We start from the raw sequence: 17273 nt of genomic DNA on the forward strand, positions 1-17273 counted from the left end.
GTCGTTCAATCAGACACGACCGTGTATGCGCAGCGTTCGGGCTTGGTGAAAGAGCCCTAGAGCTTTTTCGCCATGTCACGCAGCAAAAACTTCTGGATCTTACCGGTCGAAGTCTTCGGCAGCTGTGTGAAAACCACCGTGCGCGGCACCTTGAAGCCTGCCAGGTGTTCGCGGCAGAAGCCGATGATGTCGGCTTCGCGGATGTTCTGGTGGTCGGCCTTGAGGGTGACAAAGGCGCACGGCGTTTCACCCCACTTTTCATCGGGGCGGGCGACGACGGCGGCTTCCAGGATTGCCGGGTGCCGGTACAGCACACCTTCAAGTTCGATGGTGGAGATGTTCTCGCCGCCGGAGATGATGATGTCCTTGAGCCGGTCGCGGATTTCGACATAGCCGTCGGGATGGGTCACCGCCAGGTCGCCGGTGTGGAACCAGCCGCCTTCGAACGCTTCAGCCGTCGCCGTCGGGTTCTTCAGGTAGCCCTTCATCACCGTATTGCCCCGCATGAAAATCTCGCCGATGGTGTGGCCATCATGGGGGGTGGGTTCGAGGGTTTTCGGGTCGGCGACCATCACGCCTTCCAGGGTCGGGTAGCGCACGCCCTGGCGAGCCTTGATCTGCGCACGTTCGTCCAGGGGCAGTGCATCCCATTCCGAGTGCCAGGCGCACAGGGTCACAGGGCCATACACTTCGGTCAGGCCGTAGACGTGGATCACCTTGATGCCCATTTCTTCCACGGCGCCGATGACCTTGGCGGGTGGCGCCGCGCCGGCGACCATGGCGTTCACCGGGTGGTCGATGGTGGCCTTGGCCGAGTCGGGCATGTTCACCAGGGCGTTGAGCACAATCGGCGCACCGCACAAGTGAGTGACCTGGTGCTCGCGGATCAGGTTGAGGATTTTCTGTGGGTCGACGCGGCGCAGAAACACATGGACCCCGGCCAGGGCCGTGATGATCCACGGGTAGCACCAGCCGTTGCAGTGGAACATCGGCAGCGTCCACAGGTACACGGGGTGGTTGCCGATCGCCCAGATCATTTGGTTGCCCAGGGAATTCAGGTAGGCGCCGCGGTGGTGGTAGACCACGCCCTTGGGGTTGCCGGTCGTGCCTGAGGTGTAGTTCAGCGAGATGGCCTGCCATTCATCTTCAGGCCACTGCCAGGCGAAGTCCGGATCGCCCTCGGCGAGAAACGCCTCGTAGTCCAGGTCGCTGACGGGCTGGCCTTCGCCGTATTCCGGGTCATCGACGTCGATGACCAGGGGCGGATGGTCAAGCATGCCGATGGCTGCATGCACCACATCGTGGAACTCACGGTCGGCGATCAATACCTTGGCTTCGCCGTGCGCGAGCATGAAGGCGATGGCCTCGGCATCCAGGCGCACGTTGAGCGCATTGAGTACTGCGCCAATCATCGGCACGCCAAAATGCACTTCGAGCATGGCCGGGATGTTGGGCAGCATGACGGCCACGGTGTCGTTTTTGCCGATCCCGCGACCGGCCAGGGCCGAGGCCAGACGCCGGCAACGGCTGTAGGTTTGCGCCCAGGTGGCGCGTATCGATCCGTGGATCACGGCAGGGTAATCGGGATAGACGCTGGCAGTGCGCTCAATGAAGCTTAAAGGCGAAAGAGCAATGTGATTAACGCTGGTCGGCTCGAGGCCTTGGTCGAAAATGGACATGGTGCGGATACCCGGTGGCTGATTATTAGCTCTATTGTTCGAGACGCTGGTAACGGCAGTTAAGCTGACGGTGCCGGCCTTGAGGCTTTATCGTTGGCGCGCCGGTCCCTGCGGGAAAAGCGCAATGACTTCTCCGGCGGCTTTTATATACTGTTCGTGCGGATATATGGAAGTACTACCTGTGTTGTATAGTATATGTACTATATCTTGCTTAAACGCTTCCGCTGACCTCGACGTCGCCCTCCCTGTATAGGTTTCAAGATGATCGGCAATTCCGTGCGCTTACCAAGCGGCTCGCCGCTGCTCGGGCATGACCCGCAGCCGAGTCTGCTGCTGGATGCCCAGGCTCGGCCGCTGGAGCTCAACGCGGCGCTGTTGGCGTTGCTTGAGCAGTTGTCCCTGGCCGATTGTGTGAGCCTGTTGCCGGTCAATTGCTTGCCGCTGGTGCAGGCGTGCCTGGGGCAGCAGCGGGCGATCGAAAACGTCGAGGCGCAGTTCGCCGAGCGCATTCTGGTGTGGACGTTTATTCCTGACCCTGGCGAAAACCGCGTGCTGGCGCGTTGCCGGGAGGCCAGCGCGCAGATTGTCGCCGAGCGCGAATCCACCAAGGCCCGGCGCCTGTATCGGCTGATCATCGAAAACACCACCGACCTGATTTCCCGGCACACCCCGGATGGTGGTTTTCTCGATGCCTCGCCGGCTTCCTGGGCGTTGTTGGGCTACTGGCCGGAGGAATTGCGCGGGACCCTGGCACAACGCCTGTTCCATCGGCAGGGCTTGGCGGGGTTGGTGCGGCGTGCCTGGGAGGGCCTGGAGCAGGACGGTTATTACACCATGACCTATCGCATCCGCCATCGCGAGGGCCATTACCTGTGGTTCGAAACCGCCTGCCGGGCGATCCGCGAGACCTACACCGGCGCGGTGGTGGAGGTGGTCAGCGTGTCCCGCGACATTACCGCCAGGGTCCAGGCCGAGGAAACCACCCTGACCGAGCGCAAGTTGCGCGAGGCCCAGCAGCGTCATCACCAGGACGAACTGGCGCACACTGCGCGCCTGGTGACCCTGGGCGAGCTGGCGTCGGGTATCGCCCATGAAATGAATCAGCCGCTGGCGGCGGTGGTTAACTACGCCAATGCCAGCCAGCGTTATCTGGCTGCCCTGGGCAGCGATTCGCCGGCGGCCGAGCGAGTGGCTCAAGGCCTGGAGCGGATCTCGGTGCATGCCAATCACGCCGCGCAAGTGATCAAGCGCTTGCGTGCGTTTCTGCGCAAGGGACGTAGGCGCATGGAGGCGCTGAACCCCGGCGAGGTGGCCCGCGAAGCCGTCCGCCTGTGTGCCTGGGAGGCCAGCGATTGTCAGGTGACGATCGAGGATCGCTTGCCGGATAATCTGCCGCTGATTTACGCCGACCGGGTGCTGCTGGAGCAGGTGCTGCTGAACCTGCTGCGCAATGCCATTGATGCGAATCGTGAAGCCCATCCCGGCCAGCCTTCGCTCATCGTCATGAGTGCGCTGGCACAACGTGACGGGTGGGTGCAAATCGACGTGAGCGATCAGGGCCCCGGTGTCTCGCCGGCGCAGTTGGAGCAGATATTTACCCCGTTCTATACCAGCAAGGCCAATGGCCTGGGCCTGGGCTTGTCCATGAGCCGCAGCATCATCGAAGGCTTCGGTGGCGAGTTGCAGGCCGAGCCGATGCCGGTCGGGCTGCAAATGTGCTGCCGCTTGCCCGCACTCGCCCAGAGCGGTGCCCCACAATAAGAAGAGGAATCAAGCGATGGTGAGCGTGACGGAACAGGTGGTGTATGTGGTGGATGACGACCAGGGGATGCTCGATTCGACCGTCTGGTTGCTGGAGTCGGTGGGCCTCAAGGCGCTGCCGTTTACCAGTGGCCGCGAGTTTCTCGACGCCTGCGACAGCCGCCTCAACGCCTGCGTGCTGCTGGATGTGCGCATGCCGGGGATGGGCGGCCTGAATGTGCAGGAGCACATGCGCAGCCGCGACCTGCACCTGCCGGTGATTTTCGTCAGCGGCCACGCCGATGTGCCGATTGTGGTCCGCGCGTTCAAGGCCGGGGCGCATGACTTTATCGAGAAGCCCTACAACGAACAGTTGCTGCTCGACAGTGTCCTGCAGGCCCTGAGCAAGGCCGATCATCGCCAGAGCCTCGGTGAAGGACCGGCGCGGGTGCAGGCGCGGTTGCAGCAACTCACGCCACGCGAGCGTGATGTATTGCTCCCGCTGGTGCAGGGTTATACCAATCGGGAAATTGCCGAGCAGTTGGGCGTCAGCGTCAAGACCATCGACCTGTATCGCGCGCGGGTCATGAAGCGCATGGCGGCCAGCCATTTGCCGGAGCTGGTGGGTATGGCGATTGCCGCTGGCCTGGTGGACCCCCTGCAATTGCGCTGATCGGCCTCATGCCACGGCAATCTGCAGGCTCGGGCGGTCGCCGGCCCGCGTTGCCAGTACGCGCTCGATGGCGCCGGTCAGCAGGTTTTCCAGTAACTCGGTGCGTTCTGCATCATCCAGCGTCTGCCCGGCCAGCCAGCTCGGCGCATTGTTCAGCAGCGTGGCGATGGCGTGGCCGGCCGCTTGCAGGGCATGGACACTCAGCCGCCGCGGTCGCCCGAGCATTTGCAGCAGTCGATGCTCGTATTGTTCGCGCAACTGCCGGACCCGCAGTTGCTGGTCCTCCGTGAGGCAGCCGCAATCGCGCTCCACCAGGCGGAAATGCCACGGCATCTCTTGATGCAAATTCAGGTGGGCATGAATCAGCCGTTGCAGATTGTCCTGGCGTGAGCGCGGCCGTTGCTCGACGCGCCCCAGGGTGGTCAGCAGTTCTTCGTAGAACTCTTCGATCCAATCCAGCAGCAGATGCTGCTTGCTGGGGTAGTGGTGGTACAGCGAGCCCGGGGTCAACCCCAGGCTGCTGGCCAGCTCGCGCATGCCGACTTGACCGAAGCCTTTGCTGGCAAGCAACTCCAGGGCCTTGTTGCGGTGTTCGCACAAGCGCGAGCGATACTCAGCCATAGGTGTGGAAGCCGCGCCCGCTCTTGCGCCCCAGGTAACCGGCGGCCACCATTTCCTTGAGCAGCGACGCGCTGCGGTATTTGCTGTCCTGGAAGCCCTCATAGAACGCCTCGAGGATCGCCAGCAAGGTGTCCAGGCCGATCAGGTCGGCCAGGGCCAGCGGGCCGATAGGCTGGTTGCAACCCAGGCACATGCCGGCGTCGATGTCTTCGGCGCTGGCCAGGCCTTCCTGGAACACCAGGATCGCTTCGTTGATCATCGGCACCAGAATCCGGTTGACCACAAAACCTGGGCGGTTGCCGGCGGTGATCGCGGTTTTGCCCAGGTGCTGTGCCAGCTTAATGGCCTGGGCGTGGGTCTTATCGCTGGTCTGCAGGCCACGAATCACTTCGATCAGGCCCATCACCGGCACCGGGTTGAAAAAATGCAGGCCGATAAAGCGCTCGGGGGCGTTAACGCCCGCCGCCAGTTCAGTGATGGACAGCGAAGACGTATTGGAGGCAATCACGCACTGCTCATCGACGTGAGCGGCGATCTGTTGCAGCACGCGCCGTTTCAGGTCGAGGTTTTCCGTGGCCGCCTCGATGACCCATTGGGCATTGGCCAGGCTGGTGTAGTCGGTGCTGGTGCGGATCTTGTCCAGGGCCGTATGCTTCTGGGGTTCGCTGAGGATGCCCTTGCTGACTTGGCGATCGAGGTTCTTGCTCACGGTGGCCAGGGCTTTTTCCAGGGCGCCGGCGGAGATGTCCAGCAAGGTCACGTTGATGCCGGCCACGGCGCAGATCTGGGCGATGCCGTTACCCATGGTGCCCGCGCCGATCACGCCGATATTCTGCAGATTCATCGTCAGTCTCTCTTCAAATGTGCGCTGCCGTTGCACGGCAGACATGCCTTGCAATACGGTCTATTGGGCGAGAGTCTAGGGCCCGGCAGTGGGGCGGCCTATGCCGAAACCTGTCAGTTGTATTGGCGTTTATTACCATGTGTACGCGACAGGAACTCAGAATGAAGCCCACGCGGGAAAAGGATTCGGTTGCCGTCTACTTCGTGCAGGTCATGATCCATGCGCTGCGCGATCAGCCGCAGCGGCTGGCCGCCGTGCTGTGCGAAGCGGGCATCGCGCCGGCGCTGTTGACCCAGCCCGAGGCCCGGGTGCCGGCCAGCGCGTTTGCGGCGTTATGGTTGATTCAGATTCGTGAGTTGAACGATGAGTTCTTCCGCCTGGATTCCCATGGCATGCCGCCGGGCAGTTTTGCCCTGATCTGCCGTGGCCTGATCCAGGAGCCGAACCTGGGCAAAGCGCTCACCCAGTGCCTGGCCAGTTTCGCCCTGTTCCTGCGCGACTTTCGCGGCAGCCTCAGCGTGCATGGCAAGCGTGCGGTACTCCGCCTGGAAGTCGGCGGCGGCGATGAGGACACACGGCGTTACGGTGAGGAAACCTTTCTGGTGCTGATGATCAGCCTGCTGTGCTGGCTGGGTGGACGCCGCGTGCCCATCGATCGCGCCGACTTTCGCCACGCGCGTGCGCCGCTCAGCGACGATCAGTTGCTGTGGGGTTACAACCTGACGTTTGGCGCGGCCCGCACCGAAATCGAATTCGCCAGCAGCTACCTGCGTCTGGCCGTGGTGCAGGACCTGGCGTCGCTCAAGGTGTTTCTGCGCAGCGCGCCGCAATGGCTGGTGATCCGGTTTCGCAACCAGGACGGCGTGGCGACCCAGGTTTATCAACGCCTGCGTGGCAGCCACTACAGCCAGTGGCCGGCGCTGGAGGACTTGGCCGTGGACTTGCACATGAGCCCCAGCACTTTGCGCCGGCGTCTGGAGCGTGAAGGTTGCTCGTTTCAGGAGATCAAGGATGAAGTGCGCCGCAGCCTGGCGCTGGAACTGCTCTGTCAGACGCGGGCGAGCATCGGTGAAATCGCCGCGCAATGCGGTTTTCAGGAGCCCAGCGCGTTCCATCGTGCGTTCAAGAAGTGGACCGGCGAAAGCCCTGGGCGTTACCGCGAGCGGGTCCAGGGTAAAGTGTCTCGGCCTGCGCGCCTGGGCGCTTGAGTCATTTGCGGTTGAGCGCTGCGTCGCGGTAAGTCCTGGGTAACTCGCCGGTCCATTGGCGGAAGGCCCGGGTGAACGCCGACGGGTCTGAGAACCCCAGCTGTTGCGACGTCTGGTTGATCGACATCGACGTCTGGCTCAAGTAATGAATGGCCATGTCGCGGCGTACCCCGTCCTTGAGTTTCTGAAACTTGCTGCCTTCGGCCAAGAGCTTGCGCCGCAGTGTTCTTTCCGTCAGGTGCAGCTCGCTGGCGGTGCTCTGGATGGTGGCCTTGGCGAGATCGTCGACGTTCTCCAGGTGGTCCAGCACCCGCCGCGTGTAAACCGGGTAATAGGCGGGACGGGTGAACCAGTCCACCGGCGCTCGCTGCAGGTGATAGGCCAGGGTTTCTGCGGTTTGCACCAGCGGCGCGGTGAGAATCCCGGCGTCGAACACCAGGCAAGTCTCGGGTTGGTCAAAATGCGCGGGGCACGGAAACATCAAGCGGTATTCCGCTGAATGGGCGGGCTCGGGATGATCGAACGTCACCCGCTTGAGCGTGATCCGCTGGCCAATCAGCCAGCTTGGGAACCGATGCCAGAGCAACAGTAAAAACCCCCTCAGCAGGTAGCCGGCGTCCAGGCTCGGGTCACTCAAAGCCATTGAAAACAGGGCCTCATCACCGACGACTTTCAGCTCCAGGTGCAGGGAGTCGTTCATCACGTTGTAGAAATGGCTGAGCTTGTAATACACCGAATGCAGGTTATGCGAGTGGATCACTTGCTTGGCCATTATCGCGAAGCAGCCCTTCGGACAGCGCTGTGAACCCGCGCCGAAAAACTCGTCATCACTCAAGCGCCACACGGCCTGCATCAAGCGACTGAACTGGTCGGGGGTGATGCGCAGGTGCAGGTTATCCAGGCGCTTTCGGCTGATGCCGGCTTCCTTGAGCAAGACGTCTTCGTCCAGCGCGAGGCGGCGTGCGGCCGTCATCAGGATGTGGGCGAAGTACATGGAAATGGAATAGCGCTCGATGCCCATCGTTCAGCAGTCCGGCAGCAGGGCAGGCTAGTTTAGCCAAAAGTGGCTGTCCGTTTATGTCTGTTTTTAGACTGATTTGGTAATTGCCACCCAGGGCTGGATCGGAGGAAGCTGAATAGAGCTATGCGCTGCGGGCTCCGTCCCTGCTTGCGACCGTCCCAGGTTTTTTGAGTAGTGGCCGTTTTGGTTAATTGCTCAGCTTGGTGGAGTGGGCGAAGGGTGTAGCGGCCTGTTTAACAAGTGAATGAGGAAAATAACAATGAGTGGTTATGCCCATCCGTACCGCGACACCGAATTTGTGCTGGAGGCGTTGGTCGGATTTGAGCAGTTGTGCGCGAGCGCCCAGCTTCAGGATGTCAACAGCGAACTGGTCAGCGCCATCTTGAGCGAGGCAGGCCGCTTGGGTTCCGGCGTGCTGGCGCCGCTCAACCGGGTCGGTGATACCCAAGGTACGCACTTGGGGGAACAGGGCGTGCAAGAAGCACCGGGTTTTGCCGAGGCGTATCGGCAATTCCAGGAAGGCGGCTGGCCCTCGTTGACCGCTGCAGAACAACACGGCGGGCAGAACCTGCCGAACGTGATCGGCACGGCCGTCAATGAAATCTGGCACTCAGCCAATATGGCATTCGCCTTGTGCCCTATGTTGACCCAGGGCGCCATCGAAGCCATCGCCCATCACGGCTCGGCCGAACTGCAAGCCGCCTACCTGGAAAAACTGGTGAGTGGCGAGTGGACCGGGACGATGAACCTGACCGAGTCGGATGCCGGCTCCGATCTGGCGGCCATCAAGAGCCGCGCCGTGCCCCAGGGCGACCACTATCTGATCACTGGCCAGAAGATTTTCATCACCTGGGGCGATCACCAGATGACCGACAACGTCGTGCATTTGGTCCTGGCGCGCCTGCCGGATGCGCCGACGGGCGTCAAAGGCATTTCGCTGTTCGTGGTGCCCAAGTTCCTGCTGGATGCCCAAGGCCAGCCGGGCGTGCGCAATCGCGTGCAGTGCCTCTCCCTGGAACACAAATTGGGCATTCATGGCAGCCCGACCTGCGTGATGAATTTCGGCGACCCCGAGGGGGCGGTCGGGTATCTGCTCGGCGAGCCGCACACGGGCCTGACCTGCATGTTCACCATGATGAACCACGCCCGTCAGAGTGTTGGCCTACAGGGCTTGTCGATTGCCGAGCGCGCTTACCAGCAGGCCCGTCAATACGCCAAAGAGCGTCTGCAGGGCACGCGCAAGGACGGCAGCCGTTTCTCGATCATCCGCTTTCCCGATGTGCGCCGGATGCTGTTGCAGATGAAAGCGTCCATCGAAGCGATGCGCGCGTTGTCGCTGGTGGCCGCCGCTGAAGTCGACCGTGCCGCGCATGCGCCCACGCCGGAGCTTGCGCACCATCATCAGGGGCGGGTCGATGTGTTCACCCCGATCGTCAAGGGCTGGTTGACCGAACTGGCCCAGGAAGTCACCTCTCTGGGCGTGCAAATCCACGGTGGTATGGGCTTCATCGAAGAGACCGGCGCGGCGCAGCATTATCGCGATGCGCGCATCCTGACCATCTATGAAGGCACCACCGGCATTCAGGCGCTTGACCTGGTGGGGCGCAAGACCCTGCTGAACCAAGGCGCGTTACTCAACAGCCTGCTCGAGGAGATGGATCAAACCGTCGAGCAACTGCGTCACATCGACGCCCTCGACTATCAGGCAGTGGCGTTGGCCGCCGCGCTTGGCGCCGGGCGCGAGGCCTTGTCGCGGTTACTCGACAACGCCAAGCACGATGCGGATTGGGCCGGCAGCGTCAGCGTCAACTTCCTGATGCTCTTCGGCTACCTGTCGGGCGGCTGGCTCATGGCGCGTTCTGCCCTGCAGGCGCACGCCCAGCTGCAAGCCGGCACGGGCGATGCGGCCTTCCTCAAGACCAAAGGCGTCAGCGCACGCTTCTACGCAGAGCAATTGTTGCCACGGGTACACGCGTTGTTGGCGGCGATCAGCGCTGGGAGCGCGAGCATCATGGCGTTGGATGAAGAGCAGTTCTGACACCGCGTTGGTTTTTGTGCCTAACTTTTTTGAGGTTCACCCCATGCATCACCAGCGCATCCGCCTGGATTCCTTGCACGAAAAAATCATGAGCGCGGCGCAGGCCGCCGCGTTCATTCAAGACGGCATGACCGTGGGCATGAGTGGTTTCGGTGGCGCAGGGGACGCCAAGGCCGTGCCACTGGCGCTCATCGAGCGGGCCCGGGAGCATCCGCTCAAGATCAACCTGATCACCGGCGCGAGCCTCGGGCGTGGCCTGGACGGGCAGATGGCCGAGGCCGGGCTGCTGGCGCGGCGCATGCCGTTTCAAGGCGACCCGGTGCTGCGCAAGGCGATCAACGAAGGCCGCGTGGTGTTTATCGACCAGCACCTGAGCGAAGTGGTCGAACAGCTGCGTGACGGCAGCCTGCCCAATCCGGATATTGCGGTGATTGAAGCGGTGGCGATCACCGAACAGGGCCATATCGTGCCGACGTCTTCGGTTGGCAATTCGGCCAGTTTCGCCCAGACGGCGCGGCAGGTCATCGTTGAGCTGAACCTGGCCAGCAGCCCTTATTTTGAAGGGATGCACGATATTTATCAGCCCCACGGGCGCCCTGGCCGGGGGCCGATTCCGGTCATCAGCGCGGATGATCGCATCGGCACCCAGGCCATCGCGATTGACCCTGCCAAGATCGTCGCCATCGTGCTGTGCAATACGCCGGAATCTGCGATTCCCATGCTGCCGCCCGATCATGAGACCCAGGCGATTGCCGATCATCTGGTGGCTTTTTTCGAGCTGGAAGTGGAACACAAGCGCTTGAGCAGAAGCCTGGCGCCGCTGCAAGTCGGCGTCGGCTCCATTGCCAACGCCGTCATGTGCGGGCTGATCGATGCGCCGTTCACCGACCTGGTGCAGTACTCGGAGGTGCTGCAGGATTCGACCTTTGAATTGCTCGACGCGGGCAAGCTGAAGTTCGCCTCCGGCTGTTCGATTACCCTGTCCGGCCCCTGTGGCCAGCGGGTGTTCGGCAACCTGGAGAAATACGCCGACCGCCTGGTGTTACGGCCACAGGAAATCTCCAATCACCCGGAAGTGATTCGACGGTTAGGCGTGATTGCCATCAACACCGCGCTGGAGTTCGACCTGTACGGAAACGTCAATTCCACCCACGTTTGCGGTACACAGATCATGAATGGCATCGGTGGCTCGGGAGACTTCGCCCGTAACGCGCTGCTGTCGATTTTCGTGACCAAGTCGATCGCCAAGGACGGTGCGATTTCCCGCGTGGTGCCGATGGTCAGCCATGTCGACCACACCGAGCATGACGTCGATATCCTGGTGACTGAACAAGGGCTGGCGGACCTGCGTGGCCTGGCGCCGAAAGAACGGGCCGAGTTGATCATCAACCACTGTGTGCACCCCGACTATCGCGAGGCGTTGCGCAGCTACTTCAAGGCCGCGTGCGCCAAGGGTGGGCATACGCCGCATGTGTTGAGCAAGGCCTTGAGTTGGCACATCAATCTGCAGGAAACCGGTTCGATGCAGGCGGCCGCCGTCGGCGTCTAGGCTGGGTTTGCGCTTGAAACAAGCCCGCCATTGCGGCGGGCTCCTGCCGCACTCAGAGCTTCGCTAGCTGACCGACCCGCGCCATCATTTCGGTGACGATCTGCAGGTCCAGGAGAAACTGCTCGACCGTCTTGAACTCGTGGTGGGTGTGGCCGGTGTACTTGCCCTCGAGCCTGGCCAGGCCGAACTGCACGCCATTGGGCAGGTCATGCACCGAGGTTGCGCCAGCAGAGGCGCCGAACTTGCGTTCCATGCCGAGGTTTTCACTGGCCACGTCCAACATAGCCTTAAGCCATTCACCCTTAGGGTCACGGTGCATCGGTTCGGTGACCAAGTAGTCGAAGGCCACCGCAACGCCGCTTTGCTCACTCCAGGCAGCCAGCTTGTCTGCCATTTCGGCTTTGAGTGCGTCTGCAGACTTGCCCTTCGGTAGACGCAGATTGACCGTCAGCGTGAAGGTATTTTCGTCCATCCCGATAAAGGTCAGTGACGTGGTCAGCGGCCCCATGAACGCATCGGAAAAGCCGATGCCCAGTGGCCCTCCCAGGTAATCCAGGCCCCAGTTGTCGGCGGCGTAACGTGCGGCGTCGGTAATGTGGTTGTACTTGAGCGCGATTTTTCCGTCCAGGCTATGGATGAAGCCCAGCAGCCTGGCGACGGGGTTTACAGCCGATTCGGGTTCGGAAGAGTGTGCGGACACGCCGGTAACGGTGAGTTTGACGTTCCTGCCGACGACCTCGGCGGTCACGTCGAAGTTGCCACCCTTGCGCCTGGCATAGTCGCTACCGGCCTTTTGCAGGCTGGCGGCCAATTCAGCGGGGTGCTCAGCCACCAGCATGGCGACCGACGTCAGCGGAATCTGATTCGCTGCAAGGCCTCCGGTCATCGAGATGATTTCGGCGCCCTTGCCCTGTGCATCGCGCCGGGCAAAGGTTGCCGTGACGGTGCCATAGCCTTTCTCGGCAATCACCACCGGATAACCGCCATCCAGTGCCACGTTGTAGTGGGGCGTTGGGTTGCGTTCGCGGTAGTAGGCGATCGCATCGCCAGCGATTTCCTCGGTGGTATCGACCAGCAGCTTGAAGTTTCTGGCCAGCGGTAGCTGCTCCTCCTGGATGACCTTCATTGCGTAGAGCGCCACCACGATGCCGTTCTTGTCATCCTCGGTGCCGCGGCCATACAAGCGGTTGCCGACCTGGGTAACTTTGAACGGGTCGAGTCGGGTGCCGTCTTCCAGCACCCAGTTCTGCGGGTTGGCAGGCACCACGTCGGCATGCGCGTGAATGCCCACCACTTCATCGCCAGTGCCGTTGAGGGTGATCTCATACACGCGGTTGTCGATGTTGCGAAAGGCCAGGTTGAATGACTCGGCCAGGCCCTTGAGCGTGTTGCCGAGCTTGATGAATTCGGGATTGTCGTGCTGGGCAACGCCTTCGACCCGGAAGGTCGGGATGGCCACCAGTTCGCGCAGGGTCTCGATGGCAGCGTCGCCGTACTTCAAGCGGGTATAGAGGCCGAGCAGGCGATAAATCTGGTTTTTCTGCTCGATGGAAAGCTCATCGTTGTCCAGAAAACCGCTGATTGCCGGGCCGAGTTCTCTGCTCATGGGCTGGCGGCTCACGCGTAGCTGTCTCAGGAATTCACGGAAGTCCGTGACCGATGAATCACTGAAACTCGCGAGGATGGCCGAGCTCTGCGGCGGGGAAATAGTGGCATGCGTGGGCAGGGCGAATGTTGCGAGGCTGGTGACTACCAGCGCGGCGGTGAGCAGGCGGGTAAGTGATGGGTTCATTATTGTCACACTCCTATCTTCGTAGGCGGTTGGTGATTGCCCGTCGAAGCTAACACTGCGAGGTAGGGGGAGAGGTGTTCAGAAGTAGGCTCTATCGCCAATAAATGCGGAGGCTGTGCAGAATCCGATGTTTCCTACGCATGCCTTCCCATGCAAAAACGCCGCTCGGTCGTGAGCGGCGTTTTTGTGGGTGTCGGGCCAGGCGATCAGCGTGATGGGCCCGCCATTGCGGCGGGCTCCTGTCGCACTCAGAGCGTCGGTAGCTGACCGACTCGGCCCATCATTTCGGTGACGATCTGCAGGTCCAGGAGGAACTGCTCGACCGTCTTGAACTCATTGTCGGTGTGCCCGGTGTACTTCACTTCCGGGCGTGCCAGGCCGAATTGCACGCCGTTGGGCAGTTCATGCACGGAGGTGGCGCCGGCCGAACTGCCGAACGCGTGTTTCATGCCCAGGTTTTCCGTAGACACCGCCAACAAGGCCTTGACCCACTCACCTTCCGGGTTGCGGTACATCGGTTCGGCGACCGAGTAGGTGAAGTTCACGTTGACCTTGGTTTTCTTGTCCCAGGCGCTGAGCTTGTCGGCAATTTGCGCTTTGAGTTTCTCCGGCGATTTACCCTTGGGTACGCGCAGGTTCACCGCCAGCTTGAAGGTTTTGTCGTCCAGGTCGACGAACGTCAGCGAGGTGGTCAGCGGCCCCATGAAGTCATCGGCGAACCCCACGCCCAATTTGCCGCCCAGGTAATCCAGGCCCCAGTTGTCGGCGGCATAACGCGCCGCGTCGGTGATGTGGTTGTGCTTGAGGGCGATCTTGCCGTCGACGCTGTGGATCAGATCCAGCATGCGCGCGACCGGGTTCACGCCGGATTCCGGTTCGGACGAGTGCGCGGAGACCCCGGTGACCGTCAACTGCACCTCTTTGCCGACCACCTTGGCGCTCACCTCGAAGTCAGCGCCATTGCGCTGGGCGTATTGCGCACCGGCCTCTTGCAGGCTGGCGGCCAACTCGGCGGGTGTGTCGCTGAGCAACGTGGCGACCGACGCCGAGGGAATCTGGTTGGTCGCTTTGCCGCCGGTCATGGCGATGATTTCCGCGCCTTTGCCTTCACCTTTGCGGCGCGGGAAAGTGGCCATGACCGTGCCGTAGCCTTTTTCGGCAATGACCACCGGGTAGCCGCCATCCAGCGCCAGGTTGTACGGCGGCGTCGGGTTGCGTTCGAAGTAATAGGGGATCGCGTCGCCGGAAGTTTCCTCAGTGGTGTCCACCAGCAGCTTGAAGGTGCGCGCCAGCGGCAGCTTCTCTTCCTTGATCACCTTCATGGCGTACATCGCCACCACGATGCCATTTTTGTCGTCTTCAGTCCCACGGCCATACATGCGGTCGCCGATCAGCGTGACCTTGAACGGATCGAGCCGGGTGCCGTCTTTCAATACCCAGTTTTCCGGCGTCACCGGCACCACATCCGCATGCGCGTGGATGCCCACCACTTCATCGCCGCTGCCTTCCAGGGAGATTTCGTACACGCGGTTGTCGATGTTACGGAAGTTCAGGTTGAAGTCTTTCGCCAGGCCCTGGAGCTTGTCGGCGATCTTGAGGAATTGCGGGTTTTTGTACTGCGGCAGGCCGTCGACGTTGAACGTCGGAATTTCCACCAGCTCGCGCAGGGTCTCCGTGGCGGCCTTGGCGTATTTCACCCGCGCATAGATGCCCAGCAGGCGATTGATTTCGTTCTGTTGCTCGGCGCTCAGGGGTTTGTGCTCGAGAAAGGCGCTGATCGCCGGGTCCACATCGCTGGTTTTACCCAGCTCGCCCTGGGCCAGGGTGCCGAGGAAACTGTTGAAGTCAGTGACCGAGGTTTCGCTGAAGCCCTTGAGAATCGCCGTGCTCTGCTGTGGGGTGATGTTGGCGAAAGCGGGGCTGACGAAGGTCGAGAGGCTCGCGGCGAACACGCTGGCGGCAGCCAATTGCTTGAGTGGAAAGTACATGGCGGGACGCATTCCTTTGCTGGTAGTGAGTAGGAAGTTTCTGATCATTAAGTCAGAAATATTTCCACACACTACCATCACCTTGCTTGAGAGTGGCAGACGTTGGTGTAGGAAATTTCTCGGTAAAACGTCGCCCGTCGGTGAGTTACATCCCTGTGGGCGCGGGCGTTGAACCCTGTTCAGTTCAAGGTTGGCCAGGGTAGGGCTCGGGGTAAGTGGCGTTTACGCCCAATGCTTTGGCATAGGGTCCATCCCACAATTGCTCATGCAATTGCCCTATACGCTTGGCCATCGCTTCGCTGCGCATGATCACCTCCAGGTTGCGCGAATTATCCAGATACCCGCCCAGCCAATTGCTGGTGCCGACCCACGCCACTTGCCCGTCGATCTCCAGGGTCTTGCTGTGGATCACGCGTGCGTAGGGGATAAACCCTTGTTTGGCTTGGGGCAGGGTAACGATCTTGATCTGCACGTTGGGCAGCACCGCCAGGCTTTTCAAATAGGGCAATTCCAGCGCGTCGGTATTCCAGTTGGACACCATCAGCTTGATCGACACCCCGCGAGCGGCGGCGGCACGCACGGCGTTGTCGATCACCGCATAGTAGGGCCGGGTTTTATCCGGGCCGTAAGACAGCGGCGCGTAGTCCAGCAGTTGCACGCGCACTTCATGCTTGGCTTCGCTGAGCAGGCGCGGCAGTTCGAGTTGGGAGTCGCCCACCCCTGGCGGGTTGTAGCGTTGCGGGCTGGCCACCAGGTAGTTGCCGCTGCGCGCAGGCGCCTGGCCGGCCATCGGCAGCGGCACGGCGCTGTGTGCGGTCAGCGCCGCCTGGGCTTGCCAGTCTTGATCGAAAATCGCCTGGACCTGGCCGACCACAGTGGCGTCGGTGATGCGCAGTCCGGTTTCGTGGATATGTTCCAGGGACCGCCAGTCGAAATTCTGGCTGCCGACAAACGCCTGCTGCCCATCCACCACCATGTATTTGGCGTGGATGATGCCGCCACTCAGTTGCGCGTAGGGCAGCACGCGCAAGGTCAGGTTGGGAATCGTACGCAGGCGTTCCAGGGTGGAGGCTTCTGATAGGCGAATGCCTTTTTCTTCCAGCAGGAAACGAATTTTCACACCGCGTTTACCGGCGGCTTCCAGGCGCTCGATTACCCGCTCCAGCACCGAACCTGGATGGTCGGCGGCATAAAACTGGCCGATATCGATCGTGCTTTTGGCACCGTCGAACAGCTCGATCCATACCGGGCCCGGCTGGCGCAAATCGGCGCTAGCCAGTTCGGTGTCCAGCGGCACGGTGTGTACCAGTTCAAACCCCGGAATTGAAAAGTCCGCCTGGGCAAGCGGACTGAGCAGCAAGCCGACGAGGCCGGCGATACGGCATTTCATCGATAGGGACATAGGCATCTCGTCAGGGAAAAAGACAGGGCGGGCGCCTCATGCGCCCGCCCTGACAGTCATGCCGTGCGGCTGTGCAACGGCGTGGACACCAGGTGCGGCACTTCGCCCTGCACGCGGGCACCGGTGGCGGCGCGAATCAGCAGGATCTTCAACTGATCGTTGATGCGTTCCAGGCTGTCCTGGAAGAAGTTGTGGAACACCACGCAGAACAGCGCGATGGCGATCCCCAGGCCCGTCGCGAACAACGCCGTACCGATGCCGCCGGAAATCTGCCCCGGGTCGGACACCCCCGCGCTGGCCAACGCCTTGAAGGTGTCGATGATGCCGAGGATGGTGCCGAGCAAGCCCAGCAACGGTGCGGCGGTGGTGATGGTTTCGATGATCCACAGGCTGCGGGCCAGCGGGGCGCGGGTGGTCAGGTATTGGGTTTCGATCACATCATCCAGGTCCTTGCGTGAACCTTGCGAGGCTTTCTGTACCAGCACCGGCGTCACCATGTTCAGCGGCAGGCTGTCGCGGCGGGTCAGGCTTTCCGGCAGGTCGCGCTCGCTGTGTACATGGGCGCCCAGCACCTCGGTCAAAGCACGGGCCTGGCGGCGCACATAGGCGAAGTAAATACCGCGCTCGATGGTGATGAAGATGGCGATGGCCATCGCGGCGTACATCACATAAAAGGTGATGTCGTGGAGCAGATTCATGTCCATGTTCGATTACCTCG

Annotated in this window: 13 protein-coding genes; 5 read left to right on the forward strand and 8 right to left on the reverse strand. The window is 61.6% G+C overall.

Annotated elements, in window-relative coordinates:
* Window positions 1-56 precede the first annotated feature (56 nt).
* Window positions 57-1679 (reverse strand): acyl-CoA synthetase, encoded by a 1623-nt coding sequence (locus ACS5Q8_RS09395; RefSeq protein WP_247398764.1) that lies wholly within the window; start codon window positions 1677-1679, stop codon window positions 57-59.
* Between the two features lie 261 nt (window positions 1680-1940).
* Here ACS5Q8_RS09395 and ACS5Q8_RS09400 point away from each other — a divergent pair, with 261 nt between their 5' ends.
* Window positions 1941-3440: a PAS domain-containing sensor histidine kinase gene (locus ACS5Q8_RS09400; RefSeq protein WP_443697890.1), complete on the forward strand. Its 1500-nt coding sequence runs from the start codon at window positions 1941-1943 to the stop codon at window positions 3438-3440.
* Window positions 3441-3456: 16 nt separating this feature from the next.
* Window positions 3457-4092: a response regulator transcription factor gene (locus ACS5Q8_RS09405; protein WP_017846815.1), complete on the forward strand. Its 636-nt coding sequence runs from the start codon at window positions 3457-3459 to the stop codon at window positions 4090-4092.
* Between the two features lie 6 nt (window positions 4093-4098).
* Here the strand turns inward: ACS5Q8_RS09405 and ACS5Q8_RS09410 are convergent, their stop codons facing one another.
* Together ACS5Q8_RS09410 and ACS5Q8_RS09415 are read right to left on the reverse strand one after the other, a co-directional pair.
* Window positions 4099-4713 (reverse strand): TetR/AcrR family transcriptional regulator, encoded by a 615-nt coding sequence (locus tag ACS5Q8_RS09410; RefSeq protein WP_247398758.1) that lies wholly within the window; start codon window positions 4711-4713, stop codon window positions 4099-4101.
* Window positions 4706-5557: a 3-hydroxybutyryl-CoA dehydrogenase gene (locus ACS5Q8_RS09415; RefSeq protein WP_276197267.1), complete on the reverse strand. Its 852-nt coding sequence runs from the start codon at window positions 5555-5557 to the stop codon at window positions 4706-4708. Before ACS5Q8_RS09415 ends, ACS5Q8_RS09410 begins: the two co-directional genes overlap by 8 nt.
* Window positions 5558-5718: 161 nt before the next feature.
* On the opposite strand from ACS5Q8_RS09415, the gene ACS5Q8_RS09420 reads away from it, so the two are divergent.
* Complete coding sequence (locus ACS5Q8_RS09420) at window positions 5719-6765, forward strand: AraC family transcriptional regulator (protein WP_465160097.1); 1047 nt, start codon at window positions 5719-5721, stop codon at window positions 6763-6765.
* Window position 6766: 1 nt separating this feature from the next.
* Here ACS5Q8_RS09420 and ACS5Q8_RS09425 read toward each other — a convergent pair whose 3' ends face one another.
* Window positions 6767-7786, reverse strand: a complete 1020-nt coding sequence (locus ACS5Q8_RS09425; RefSeq protein WP_276197269.1) for an AraC family transcriptional regulator — start codon at window positions 7784-7786, stop codon at window positions 6767-6769.
* 259 nt (window positions 7787-8045) lie between these two features.
* Here ACS5Q8_RS09425 and ACS5Q8_RS09430 point away from each other — a divergent pair, with 259 nt between their 5' ends.
* Together ACS5Q8_RS09430 and scpC are read left to right on the forward strand one after the other, a co-directional pair.
* On the forward strand, window positions 8046-9824 hold the full coding sequence (locus ACS5Q8_RS09430; protein WP_276197270.1) for an acyl-CoA dehydrogenase family protein: 1779 nt from the start codon (window positions 8046-8048) through the stop codon (window positions 9822-9824).
* A 43-nt stretch (window positions 9825-9867) separates the two neighbouring features.
* A complete protein-coding gene (gene scpC / locus ACS5Q8_RS09435) occupies window positions 9868-11373 on the forward strand; it encodes a succinyl-CoA:acetate CoA-transferase ScpC (RefSeq protein ID WP_465160098.1) in 1506 nt (501 codons plus the stop codon).
* Window positions 11374-11425: 52 nt separating this feature from the next.
* On the opposite strand, the gene ACS5Q8_RS09440 is transcribed toward scpC, so the two are convergent.
* From ACS5Q8_RS09440 to ACS5Q8_RS09455, 4 genes are all read right to left on the reverse strand, one after another.
* Complete coding sequence (locus ACS5Q8_RS09440) at window positions 11426-13165, reverse strand: dipeptidase (RefSeq protein ID WP_465160099.1); 1740 nt, start codon at window positions 13163-13165, stop codon at window positions 11426-11428.
* A 248-nt stretch (window positions 13166-13413) separates the two neighbouring features.
* Window positions 13414-15153, reverse strand: coding sequence for a dipeptidase (locus ACS5Q8_RS09445; protein WP_465160100.1), 1740 nt, complete (start codon window positions 15151-15153; stop codon window positions 13414-13416).
* Between the two features lie 184 nt (window positions 15154-15337).
* Window positions 15338-16555 (reverse strand): phospholipase D-like domain-containing protein, encoded by a 1218-nt coding sequence (locus ACS5Q8_RS09450; protein WP_465160101.1) that lies wholly within the window; start codon window positions 16553-16555, stop codon window positions 15338-15340.
* A gap of 56 nt (window positions 16556-16611) precedes the next feature.
* Entirely contained in the window at window positions 16612-17259 is a 648-nt protein-coding gene (locus ACS5Q8_RS09455; RefSeq protein ID WP_443696218.1) for a MotA/TolQ/ExbB proton channel family protein, read from the reverse strand.
* Window positions 17260-17273 lie beyond the last annotated feature (14 nt).

It is taken from the genome of Pseudomonas sp. PAMC25584 (assembly GCF_058135675.1).